This window comes from Plantibacter flavus, from assembly GCF_002024505.1.
In the GTDB taxonomy this organism is placed as follows: Bacteria; Actinomycetota; Actinomycetes; order Actinomycetales; family Microbacteriaceae; genus Plantibacter; species Plantibacter flavus_A.
The window spans coordinates 2,074,833-2,086,234 of record NZ_CP019402.1; the positions used below are offsets into that span (position 1 = coordinate 2,074,833).

Annotated in this window: 9 protein-coding genes; 4 read left to right on the forward strand and 5 right to left on the reverse strand. The window is 68.8% G+C overall.

Annotated features, from left to right (window positions below):
• Nucleotide 1 precedes the first annotated feature (1 nt).
• On the reverse strand, nucleotides 2-1,426 hold the full coding sequence (gene glnA, locus BWO91_RS09730) for a type I glutamate--ammonia ligase (RefSeq protein WP_056005986.1): 1,425 nt from the start codon (nucleotides 1,424-1,426) through the stop codon (nucleotides 2-4).
• Between the two features lie 139 nt (nucleotides 1,427-1,565).
• Here glnA and BWO91_RS09735 point away from each other — a divergent pair, with 139 nt between their 5' ends.
• Nucleotides 1,566-1,997, forward strand: a complete 432-nt coding sequence (locus BWO91_RS09735; RefSeq protein ID WP_064293768.1) for an RDD family protein — start codon at nucleotides 1,566-1,568, stop codon at nucleotides 1,995-1,997.
• Between the two features lie 88 nt (nucleotides 1,998-2,085).
• On the opposite strand, the gene BWO91_RS09740 is transcribed toward BWO91_RS09735, so the two are convergent.
• A complete protein-coding gene (locus tag BWO91_RS09740; protein ID WP_071260054.1) occupies nucleotides 2,086-2,790 on the reverse strand; it encodes a DUF4191 domain-containing protein in 705 nt (234 codons plus the stop codon).
• A 131-nt stretch (nucleotides 2,791-2,921) separates the two neighbouring features.
• Between BWO91_RS09740 and BWO91_RS09745 the strand changes: the two genes are divergently transcribed.
• The gene (locus BWO91_RS09745; RefSeq protein WP_167620464.1) at nucleotides 2,922-4,436 is read left to right on the forward strand and encodes a protein kinase domain-containing protein; all 1,515 of its coding nucleotides are present in this window, start codon (nucleotides 2,922-2,924) and stop codon (nucleotides 4,434-4,436) included.
• A gap of 30 nt (nucleotides 4,437-4,466) precedes the next feature.
• Here BWO91_RS09745 and BWO91_RS09750 read toward each other — a convergent pair whose 3' ends face one another.
• The 3 genes from BWO91_RS09750 to BWO91_RS09760 all read right to left on the reverse strand — a co-directional run bounded on the left by BWO91_RS09750 (nucleotide 4,467) and on the right by BWO91_RS09760 (nucleotide 8,945).
• Complete coding sequence (locus BWO91_RS09750; protein WP_079002457.1) at nucleotides 4,467-5,912, reverse strand: 2-oxo acid dehydrogenase subunit E2; 1,446 nt, start codon at nucleotides 5,910-5,912, stop codon at nucleotides 4,467-4,469.
• A 61-nt stretch (nucleotides 5,913-5,973) separates the two neighbouring features.
• Nucleotides 5,974-7,347, reverse strand: coding sequence for a dihydrolipoyl dehydrogenase (gene lpdA / locus BWO91_RS09755; protein WP_064293772.1), 1,374 nt, complete (start codon nucleotides 7,345-7,347; stop codon nucleotides 5,974-5,976).
• A 95-nt stretch (nucleotides 7,348-7,442) separates the two neighbouring features.
• Nucleotides 7,443-8,945 (reverse strand): leucyl aminopeptidase, encoded by a 1,503-nt coding sequence (locus BWO91_RS09760; protein WP_079002458.1) that lies wholly within the window; start codon nucleotides 8,943-8,945, stop codon nucleotides 7,443-7,445.
• A 120-nt stretch (nucleotides 8,946-9,065) separates the two neighbouring features.
• Between BWO91_RS09760 and BWO91_RS09765 the strand changes: the two genes are divergently transcribed.
• A complete protein-coding gene (locus BWO91_RS09765) occupies nucleotides 9,066-9,989 on the forward strand; it encodes a proteasome assembly chaperone family protein (RefSeq protein ID WP_079002459.1) in 924 nt (307 codons plus the stop codon).
• Between the two features lie 9 nt (nucleotides 9,990-9,998).
• A complete protein-coding gene (locus BWO91_RS09770; RefSeq protein WP_079002460.1) occupies nucleotides 9,999-11,306 on the forward strand; it encodes an MFS transporter in 1,308 nt (435 codons plus the stop codon).
• Nucleotides 11,307-11,402 lie beyond the last annotated feature (96 nt).

Consider the following 11,402-nt stretch of genomic DNA (forward strand, 5'->3'; position numbering starts at 1 on the left):
GTCAGACGCCGTAGTACAGCTCGAACTCGAACGGGTGCGGGCGCTGGGCCAGCGGCTTGATCTCGTTCTCGCGCTTGTACTGGATCCAGGTCTCGATGAGCTCCGGCGTGAAGACGTTGCCGGCGAGGAGGAACTCGTGGTCCGCCTCGAGTGCCTCGAGCGCAGCGCCGAGCGATGCGGGCACCTGCGGGATGTTCTTGGCCTCCTCGGGGGGAAGCTCGTAGAGGTCCTTGTCGACGGGCTCGTGCGGCTCGATGCGGTTCTTGATGCCGTCGAGGCCGGCCATCAGCTGAGCGGCGAACGCGAGGTACGGGTTGCCGGAGGCGTCGGGCGCGCGGAACTCGATGCGCTTGGCCTTCGGGTTCGTGCCCGTGATCGGGATACGGATCGACGCCGAGCGGTTACCGGCCGAGTAGACCAGGTTGACGGGAGCCTCGAAGCCGGGGACCAGGCGGTGGTACGAGTTCACCGTCGGGTTCGTGAACGCCAGGACGGCGGGGGCGTGCTTCAGCAGGCCACCGATGTACCAGCGGGCGAGGTCGGAGAGACCTCCGTAGCCGTTCTCGTCGTAGAAGAGCGGCTTGCCGTCGCTCCACAGCGACTGGTGCGTGTGCATGCCCGAGCCGTTGTCGCCGAAGAGCGGCTTCGGCATGAAGGTCGCGGTCTTGCCCCACAGCTCGGCCGTGTTCTTCACGATGTACTTGAACTTGAGGATGTCGTCCGCCGCGGCGACCATGGTGTCGAAGCGGTAGTTGATCTCAGCCTGGCCGCCGGTGCCCACCTCGTGGTGCGCACGCTCGAGGATGAGGCCGGCGTCGATCAGCTTGAGGCTGATGTCGTCGCGGAGGTCGGCCTGCTTGTCGACGGGGCTGACGGGGAAGTAGCCACCCTTGTACGGGGTCTTGTTGCCGAGGTTGCCGCCCTCTTCGGCGCGGCCGGTGTTCCAGGCTCCCTCTTCGGAGTCCACCGAGTAGAAGCTCGAGTGCTGGTTCACCTCGTAGCGGACGTCGTCGAAGATGTAGAACTCGGCCTCGGGGGCGAAGAACGCGGTGTCGGCGATGCCGGTCGAGGCGAGGTACTTCTCAGCCTTCTTGGCGACCTGACGCGGGTCCTTGGAGTAGATCTCGCCGTTGCGGGGGTTGTAGATGTCGAACACCATGATGAGCGTGCGCTCGGCACGGAAGGCGTCGATGTAAGCGGTGGAGACATCCGGGATGAGCTGCATGTCCGACTCGTGGATGTTGGCGAAGCCACGGATGGACGAACCATCGAAGAGCTGGCCGACGGTGAAGAACTCCTCGTCGACGGTGCTGGCCGGGATGTTGAAGTGCTGCTGCACGCCGGGAAGGTCCGTGAAGCGGATGTCGAGGAACTTGACATCGGTGTCCTTGATGAACTTGAGCACTTCGGAAGAATCACTGAACATGTGAATGGCTCCAAATGGGGTTGGTACAGGGAGGCTGCACAGCGCAGCCATCTGTGAGACTACGGGGAGGGGGTTACCCCACCATGACACCCATGTTTCGTGGATGTTACGAGAATCCCCGCCCGAATAGAATGGCACAGTGCCCCACACCCCGCAGAATCCACGGACCTTCGGAGAGCTTCCTCCCAGCGCCTTCCCCGGTGAACGCCTGGGACTCCCGGAGAGCGGTGTCCGATCGGTCGCGCGGGTCGGTCGGCGGATCACCGCGCTCGTCATCGACTGGGCCGTGGCGGTCGTCCTCTCGGTCGCGTTCTTCGCCTACGACGCCACCGCGACACTCGTGATCTTCGCCATCATGCAGTTCGTGTTCATCCCGACCATCGGCGGCAGTCTCGGCCATCGCCTCTGCGGGATGCGTCTGATGCCGTTGACCGGCGGGTGGGTCGGACTCTGGCGGCCGGCCGTGCGAACCGTGCTCCTCTGCGTGGTCGTTCCAGCGCTCGTCTGGGATTCGGACCAGCGCGGCTTCCACGACAAAGTGGCCGGCACGGTGCTCCTGCGGGTGCGCTGAACGCAGCAGGAACCGCGAACGGCCGCCCTCCGTCAGGAGGGCGGCCGTCGTTCCGACACCGCGAAGTGTTCCGAGCGGTTCCGGTGGGTCAGCGCGCGCGCTGCGGGCGGACCCGCATCGGGTCGACACCCTTCGGGATGGGGAGCTGCGTACCGAACGAGGACAGACGGTTGCTGACCGCGAGCACCTCGGGGTTGGTCAAGGACTTCTTCACCTTCCGGAGGGCGCCGGAGAGCTGACGGAGCTGCACCGAGTCGGCGTCGGGCCCGACGTGGAACACCGTGATCGGCACGTTCGGGAGGATGCGGGTGACCTTGCGCTTCTCGTCCTCGAGCAGGCGTGAGGTCCGCGATCGGGGTCCTTCGGCGATCAGTGCGACGCCACCGCGGCCGACGGCCCGGTAGATCGCATCCTGGGTCTTCGGGTTCACGGCGACGGGCATCTCGCTGGTCTGCCACGAGCGCGGAGCAGCGCGGAGCACCTGGCCCACCGCGCCCGGCCGACCCTCGATCTGCGTGTAGACGACCTTGTCCGCGCGCCGGGTGAGGATGAACAGGGCCGCGAGGATACCGGCGAGCACACCCGCGATGATCCACATGACGAGCGCGAAGATGTTGCCCGCCGAGAACAGCAGTGCGACCGCGACACCGATGAGCACCGGCAGGATGAAGCCGCCGAGCATCAACCACTGCGCCGCCTTGTCGTGGCGACGGGTGAGCTGGAACACCTGCCAGAGCTGCTTGATCCGCCCTGGTTCCTTCTGCGCCGCCGGGGGCGCGTCCTTCTGAGCCATGCTCCCAGGATAGCCGGTGACGGAGGGTCCTGATGCTGCGTTCTGCTCCACAGGCCGGTGACGCGGGGACCTTGTCCACAGCCGCGTGCGCCGACGCCGTCGGACGGGACTCCGCGTCGGAGGATCGAGCTATGGAAACACTGCCAGACCCGTCCGCGACCACGACCCGAGTGGCCGGCCGTCGTCTCGTCCGGTGCCTGGGTGAGGGCCGGGAGTGGACGGCCTACTCGACGGTGCTCGCCCACGCCGGCTCCGCGCACGGAGGGCGTACCGACCAGGCCTCCCCGGCGGGCGACGCCGTGCTGCTCCGAGCGAGGGCCGACGCCGCCGAACGCGACCTCTGGCGTCGCGCGGCCATCCTGTCCCGACTCGACCACCCGCACATCGTGAGACTCGTCGACGTCGCCGAGGATCCCACCGGCCTCCCGTGCCTGCTGGTCGAGCGGCTCGCCGGCGGCACGTTGGGCGAAGTCCTGCGCCGCCGGGAGTCGATCGCTCCCGGTGAGGCCGTCACGATCCTGGCACCGCTGGTCGACGCCATCCGCGCGGCGCACGTCTCCGGGATCAGTCACGGGTCGATCAGCGCTTCGACCGTGCGCTTCGCCGACGACGGCCGGCCGGTCCTCACCGGCTGGTCGTGCGCAGTTCCCGTGGATCGCCAGACCGTCGATGGACGGCTCGGCCGCACCGCACCGGCGTTCGCCGCCGATTGGACGGCGTTCGCGGGGCTCATGGACGGTGTCCTGCAGGCTACCGACCCCGATGAAGCCCCCACGACCGTGGCCTGGGCCGACGTCGTGCCTGAACTCGCCGACCACGAGATCGCCAATCGACTGCAACAGCGGATCCACGCCCTGGCACGACCGCTCCCGGTCCTGCTCGACCGGGTCCATTCGTCGTCCGCATCGCCTGCCGATGTCATCCGTGCTTCCGCCGATCGCGCGCAGCGGACCGCTCCGCTCCCGCCGACCCGACGAGCCGCGGTCGAATCGAGGCGTCTGTCGCGGCATCCTGTGTCGCGGCTGCGCCGTCGTCTGGCTTGGCGACCCGGGCGACGTACCCGGACAGCGACCACCGGCTCGACGCCGTCCGTCGACACCGGCCCGAGACGTCGTCGACTCATGATCGGAGCGGCGGGCGCGGCAGCGGCACTGGTGTCGGCGGCGATGGTGTTCCTGCCGTCCGAAGACCCGAGCACCGCGATCGCACCGACGCCGGCCGGTTCGGCCGGCCCGGCGTCCGCGGCGGTCACGGCGGTCGCGCCACCGGTGGAGACACCGACGTCAGCGCCGGACGAAGCCGGCGACGTCGACGTGGTCACCGGTGACGATCCGGCGGCCGCGGCCCGCGAGCTCGTCCGTCGACGTGATGAGTGCCGCACGACGGGGGAGGAGGGGTGCGTCTGGGACTCCGTCGAACGCGGGTCCCCGTTCGACGACGACGAGCACCTCGGTGTCGGGATCGGCTCGATCGATGCGGCGAGTCTGGACCTCGTCGACCGTCAGGGAGACGCGGCGGTCCTTCGCGGCACGGCCGAGCCGTCCGAGACGGACGACGCCACCGCAGGACGACGACAGCCCGTCACGCTCCTCGTGGTGAGGGGCGAGACGGGCTGGCGTCTGCGAGAGGTGTTCACCGCCGGGTGAGGCGGTGGACACGGTGCGGTCGGTTCGGGATCAGATCCCGAGCGAGCCGCGGAAGTCGCCTGCTTCGAGGCGGTTCTTCACCTGGACGAGGAAGCGTGCAGCGTCCGCGCCGTCGATGATGCGGTGGTCGTAGCTCAGCGCGAGGTAGACCGTCGAACGGATCGCGATGGCGTCTGCACCGTCGACCGTCACGACGACCGGCTTCTTCGTGACGATGCCCGTACCGAGGATCGCCGACTGCGGCAGGAACACGATCGGGGTGTCGAACAGGGCGCCGCGCGAACCGGTGTTGGTCAGCGTGAACGTGCCGCCCGACAGCTCATCGGGCTGCAGCTTGTTGTCGCGGGTGCGCTGCGCGAGATCGGCGATCTCGGCGCCGAGCTCGGCGATCGACTTGGAGCCCGAGTTGCGGATGACCGGCGTCAGCAGGCCACGCTCGGTGTCCACGGCGATCGCGAGGTTCTCCGTCTCCGGGTACACGATCTGGTCGCCGTCGACGGTGGCGTTGATGATCGGGTACGTCTGGAGCGCCTCGCTGGCAGCAAGGGCGAAGAACGGCAGGAACGACAGCTTGTTGCCGGTCTTGGCGAGGAACTCGTCCTTGACGGCCGTGCGGAGTGCCGCGACCTTCGTGACGTCGACCTCGACGACGCTCGTCAGCTGGGCGGTGCCCTGCATCGAAGCGACGGCGCGCTCGGCGACGACCTTGCGCAGACGCGACATGGCCTTGCTCGTGCCACGCAGCTCGGAGACCTGGACGGTCGGAACAGCGGGCGACTCCGTGGCGCCACCGGCGCTCTGAGCCTGCAGGACGTCTTCCTTGCGGATACGTCCGCCGACACCGGTGCCGGTGACCGTGCTGAGGTCGACCCCGTGCTGGTTGGCGAGACGACGCACCAGCGGCGTGACGTAGCCGGAGTTGACGACCCCGCCGGCGGCGGCCGTCGAAGCGGCGGCAGGTGCCGGAGCAGCGGGAGCAGCAGGTGCCGGAGCAGCAGCAGGCGCGGCGGCAGGAGCCGGTGCAGCAGCGGGAGCCGGAGCAGCAGCAGGCGCAGCGGCAGGAGCCGGTGCAGCAGCGGGAGCCGGAGCAGCAGCAGGCGCAGCGGCAGGAGCCGGCTCAGCAGCAGGAGCCGGCGCGGCAGCAGGTGCCGGCTCGTGCTCGGCAGCGGGAGCGGGCTCGGCAGCAGCCGGTTCTGCGGCGGGCGCGGGCTCCTCGGCCGCAGCCGCACCCGCACCCGAACCATCACCGATGGTCACGAGAGCGGTGCCGACCTCGACGGTCTCGTCCTCCTGGACGAGGATCGCTTCGATGACACCCGCGACGGGCGAAGGGATCTCGGTGTCGACCTTGTCGGTCGACACTTCGAGCAGTGGCTCGTCGACCTCCACGGTGTCGCCGACATTCTTCAGCCAGCGGGTGACCGTACCCTCGGTGACACTCTCGCCGAGTGCCGGGAGGCTGACGGATTCGCTCATGACCTTGTCTCCTTTGAAACCTGTTGTGTGTTCACTAGCTTATTGGGGTGTTCGGAATGCGTCACAGCGCGTGCAGGGGCTTGCCTGCGAGCGCGAGGAATGCTTCGCCGAGCGCCTCGTTCTGCGTGGGGTGCGCGTGGATCAGCGGCGCGATGTCCTCGGGGTAGGCCTCCCAGTTGACGGCGAGCTGGCCTTCGGCGATGAGCTCACCGACGCGGGCGCCGATCATGTGCACACCGATGACGGGGCCGTCGTTGACCCGAATGACCTTGACATTGCCACTCGTGCCGATGATCTCGCTCTTGCCGTTGCCGGCGAGGTTGAAGTCGTAGCTCGTGATGTTGTCGGCGCCGTACTGCTCGGCCGCCTTGGCCTCGCTGAGACCGACGGACGCGATCTCGGGGTCGCTGTACGTGACCTTCGGGATGTTGACGTCCTCGATGATGACGGGCTTGAGACCGGCGATCTCCTCGGCCACGAAGATGCCCTGCTGGAAGCCGCGGTGCGCGAGCTGCAGGCCGGGGACGATGTCGCCGACGGCGTAGAGCCCGGGGATGTTCGTCTCGAGACGGTCGTTGGTGATGACGAAGCCGCGGTCGATGGTGACACCGACCTCCTCGAAGCCGAGTCCGGCGGTCGACGGGCCACGGCCGACGGCGACGAGCAGCAGCTCGGCGTCGATCGTCTTGCCGTCCTCGAGCGTGATGTGCACGCCCGAGTCGTCCTGGGTGACGCCCTGGAACCGCACGCCGAGCGAGTACTCGATGCCGCGCTTGCGGAACGCGCGCTCGAGCGCCTTGCTGATCGACTCGTCCTCGTTGGGGACGAGGTGGGGGAGCGCCTCGATGATCGTGACCTCGGTCCCGAACGACTTCCAGACGCTCGCGAACTCGACGCCGATCACGCCGCCGCCGAGGACGGCGACCTTCTTCGGCACGAAGTCGAGCTGCAGCGCCTGCTCGCTCGTGATGACGCGGCCACCGATCTCGAGACCGGGGAGCGAGCGGCTGTACGAGCCCGTCGCGAGGATCACGTTCTTGCCGGTGATGAGGTCGTCGCCGACCTGCACGCTCGTCGGGGAGACCAGACGGCCCTCACCCTCGATGGTGGTGATGCCGCGGGCCTTCACGAGGCCCTGGAGTCCCTTGTACTTCTTCGCGACGATGCCCTCGCGGTACTTCGTGACGCCCTCGATGTCGATGCCTTCGAAGGTGGACTTGACGCCGTACTTCTCCGACTCGCGCGATGCGTCCGCGACCTCGGCGGAGTGCAGCAGCGCCTTCGTCGGGATGCAACCGCGGTGGAGGCAGGTGCCGCCGACCTTGTCCTTCTCGATCATGCCGACGGTGAGGCCGAGCTGCGAAGCGCGCAACGCCGCAGCGTATCCGCCGCTTCCGCCTCCCAGGACTACCAGGTCAAAATTCTGCTCGGACACTCCGTTGCTCCTTGTGTGTGCTTCGTGGTCGATCGGAAACCGTCGTGGTGTGTTCGGCGGCGTCGAGGCGGGTCGAACCGCCCCCACCGACCTTACTACGGGTGGCTAATCTCCTCGGCCATTGCGAGGAGGGTGCGGACCGCGACGCCGGTCGGCCCCTTGGCGGTGAAGCCGTAGGGGGCGTCGCCGTTCATCGCGCTCCCTGCGATGTCCAGGTGGGCCCACGGGATTCGAGTGGTGCCGCCCTCCTCGTCGGTGCGGTCCGCGATGAACTCCTGGAGGAACGTGCCTGCGACGAGCATGCCGCCCGCGGTGGTGCCGGGCTTCGCGTTGGCGAGGTCGGCGACGTCGGAGTCGAGGACCTTGCGCAGCTCCGCGGGGAACGGCATCGGCCAGAACAGTTCGTCCGCACCGGAACCGGTCGCGATGAGGTCGGTGACGAAGGAAGCGTCACCCATGACGCCCGTGTAGCGGTTGCCGAGCGCGACCACCGCCGCTCCCGTGAGGGTCGCCACGTCGATGATGGCGTCCGGGCCCTCCTCGCCTGCGGCGACGAGTCCGTCGGCGAGGACCAGCCGGCCCTCGGCGTCGGTGTTGGTGACCTCGACCGTGCGTCCACCCCGGATGGTGAGGACGTCGTTCGGCCGGATCGCCGTGCCCGACGGGAGGTTCTCGGCGAGGCAGAGCCACGCGGTCAGCCGGGTGGGCACTCCGAGACGCGCGGCCGCGGCCAGGACGGCGAGCACGGTCGCCGCGCCGGTCATGTCGTACTTCATGCCGACCATCGAGACCGGCGGCTTCAGCGAGAGGCCGCCGCTGTCGAAGGTGATGCCCTTCCCGACGAGGGCCAGGTGGCTCCGGGCCGCCTCAGGGTGGTAGCTCAGCTTGACGAGTCGCGGAGGCCGGGAGGAACCCTGCCCGACACCGAGGATGCCGCCGAAGCCGTCCTCGGCCAAGCGGGTCTCGTCCCATTCCTCGACCTCGACGTCGAGGCCGTCGACCGCTGCGCGGGCCGCGTCGGCGAAGGTCGCCGGGTAGAGCTCGTTCGGCGGCGTGTTGACCAGGTCCTTGACGAGCGCGATGGCCTCGGCGACCGCGGTGGCGTGCTCCGCGAGCCCGGCATCCGGTGCGTCCACGCTCGACGGGACGACGACGGTGACCCACCCGAGCGGTGTCGGTGCCGGCGCGGATCCGACACCGCGCGACGCGGTGTAGCGGTAGGCGCCGATGGCCGCCCCCTCGAGGACGGCTTCGGCGGCGGCGGCCGTCTCCTCCGTCAACGCGAACGCGATCGAGGCCTGGCCGTCGATCGTCCGGGTCACCGCACCTGCCGCTCGTCGGAAGGCCGCGTCGTCCGCATCCGGCCCGAGGCCGACCAGCACGAGACCGGAGGCCGCACCGAACCGGTCCGGGAGGCGTCGCACCTGGTCTTCGGATCCCGTGACTCCGGAGGCGCGCAGCTCGTCCGCGAGCGGCGCGTAGACGTCGGGCGCCAGGAGCTCCGGTCCGTCGTCGCCCTTCCTCACCGCGAGGACGAGCAGCTCGGCCTCGATTCCCTCGACGGCGGCGGACAACACGGAGAGCACGGGGATCGTCATGCCTCCATCGTAGGCACGAGCGGTTCAGGACCGAGGCGGGGCCGCCGGTGTTCGCTCTCGGCGGTACGGCCGAGGCTCGGAGGGGAAGGGCGCTGCGACACCCCCGTTTAGAGTTGAACCATGCCTACGCCTGACGACCTCTACGAGGTGCACCCGGAGATCGACATCCCCGCCGGCCTCCACCTCGTCGCGGGGCTCACCGGGTTCTCCGACGCCGGCGGCGCGGTCGGGCAGTTGAACGCCTACCTCGACGACGTCCTCGACACGACGGTCATCGCCGAGTTCGACGCCGATGTCCTGCTCGACTACCGCGCCCGCCGGCCGATCATCTCGTTCGACCAGGACCACCTGACGGAGTACCGGCCGCCTCGGCTGACCCTGTCGCTGGCCCACGACGAACTCGGGTCGCCGTTCCTGCTGCTCACCGGTTTCGAGCCCGACTTCCTCTGGGACCGCTTCGTCGCGGCCGTGCTCGAGCTCGTCGACCGCTTCCGGGTCAGCGACACCACGTGGGTGCACGCCATCCCGATGCCGGTCCCGCACACCAGGCCGATCGGCGTCACCGTCAGCGGCAACCGGTTCGACCTCATCGAGTCGCTCTCGGTCTGGCGCCCCCGCACCCAGGTGCCGTCCAACGTGCTCCACCTCCTCGAGTACCGCCTCTACGAGCGCGGCGACAGCATCGCGGCCTTCGTGCTCCTCGTTCCGCATTACCTCGCCGACACCGAGTTCCCGGCCGCGGCGATCACGGCGATCGAGAGCCTCAGTGCGGCGACCGGCCTCATCTTCCCCACGGACCGCCTCCGCGAGGACAGCCGCGACTTCCTCACCAAGATCGACGAGCAGGTCGGGACCAACCACGAGCTCGGCCAGCTGGTCACGACGCTGGAGGAGCGGTACGACGCCTACATGGCCGACAACTCGCCGAAATCGCCGCTCACCGACATCGACGGGGCGCTCCCGACGGCCGACGAGATCGCCGCGGAGCTCGAGAAGTTCCTCGCGAGCCGGCGCCACGGCGACGAGGACCGCTCGACCACCTAAGCTGGATCGGTGGGATCTCGACGCGTCTGGTGGGTGTTCGGCGTCGGGGTGTTCGCCTACCTCATCACCGTCATGCAGCGGTCGACGCTCGGTGTGGCGGCGGTGGACGCCACCGAGCGGTTCCAGATCGACGCCGCCGCGCTCTCGACCCTCGCGGTCGCGCAGTTGATCGTGTACGCCGCCATGCAGGTCCCGGTCGGGGTGCTCATCGACCGCCTCGGGCCTCGCGTCCTGATCATCGCGGGGCTGACCGTCGTCATGGCGGGCCAGATCTGGCTGGGCCTCACGACCGAACTCGGCGGTGCGATCGTCGGCCGGATGCTGGTCGGCCTCGGCGACGCCGCGGTGTTCACCTCCGTGTTGCGGCTCGTGAACTCCTGGTTCCCCACCCGTCGGGTGCCGATCGTCTCGCAGTGGGTCGGCAACATCGGGCAGATCGGACAGGTCCTCTCGGCGGTGCCGTTCTCCTTCGTCCTGCACGCCTTCGGCTGGTCGCCGGCGTTCCTCAGTGCGGCCGGTCTCGTCCTCCTGGCACTCGTCGGGGTGTTGATCGTCGTCCGCGACCGGCCGTCCGGTTCCGACGAGGCACCGCGCCCGGAGACCTGGGGCCACGTCGTCCGCGAGGTCCTCATCAGTCTGCGCCGGCCAGGGACGCGTCTCGGGTTCTGGTCGCACTTCGTCACCCAGTCCTCCGGCACGGTCCTCACGCTGCTCTGGGGCTTCCCCTTCATGGTCTACGCCCTCGGCTACCCGCAGCCCCTCGCCGCATCGTTGCTCATCGTGATCGTGGTCTCCGGCATGATCGCCGGACCCGTCCTCGGGGTGCTCACCGCCCGGTTCCCGTACCGGCGGAGCAACCTCGTGCTCGGGATCGTCACGGTCATGGGCGTCGCCTGGGCCGTACTCCTCCTCTGGCCGGGCATCCCGCCGATGTGGCTCGTGATCGTCCTGTTCGTCGTGGTCGGGGTCGGGGGCCCCGGTTCACTCATCGGGTTCGACTTCGCCCGTACCTTCAACCCAATCCGCGCGCTCGGCGGAGCGAACGGCATCGTGAACGTCGGTGGGTTCCTCGCCAGCTTCGTCATGATGTTCCTCATCGGACTCATCATCGACGCGGTCAGCGGGGGATCCCGTGCCGACTACTCCATGGACAGCTTCCGGATCGCCTTCTCCGTGCAGTACCTCGTGGTCGGGTTCGGGGTGGCGATGCTGCTCGTCGCCCGGTCCCGCACCCGGAGACGCTTCGCCGAGGACGAGGGCATCGCCGTCGGTCCGTTGTGGATCGCGGTCCGAGCGAGGCTCGGGCGCCGTCGCTGAGCGTTCGCTTCGTCCCCTGATCCCACCCTTGACAAACGGCCTGTGGCTCTGTGGCCTTCCTGCGCGCGCTATAATGGAACACGGACCCGTTCACCT

What these genes read in the sequence shown, in the direction of transcription:
- BWO91_RS09750 (WP_079002457.1), bottom strand. Translation starts at nt 5,912, where the DNA reads ATGAGCGAATCCGTCAGCCTCCCGGCACTCGGCGAGAGTGTCACCGAG.
- BWO91_RS09765 (WP_079002459.1), top strand. Translation starts at nt 9,066, where the DNA reads ATGCCTACGCCTGACGACCTCTACGAGGTGCACCCGGAGATCGACATC.
- glnA (WP_056005986.1), bottom strand. Translation starts at nt 1,426, where the DNA reads ATGTTCAGTGATTCTTCCGAAGTGCTCAAGTTCATCAAGGACACCGAT.
- BWO91_RS09745 (WP_167620464.1), top strand. Translation starts at nt 2,922, where the DNA reads ATGGAAACACTGCCAGACCCGTCCGCGACCACGACCCGAGTGGCCGGC.
- BWO91_RS09760 (WP_079002458.1), bottom strand. Translation starts at nt 8,945, where the DNA reads ATGACGATCCCCGTGCTCTCCGTGTTGTCCGCCGCCGTCGAGGGAATC.
- BWO91_RS09740 (WP_071260054.1), bottom strand. Translation starts at nt 2,790, where the DNA reads ATGGCTCAGAAGGACGCGCCCCCGGCGGCGCAGAAGGAACCAGGGCGG.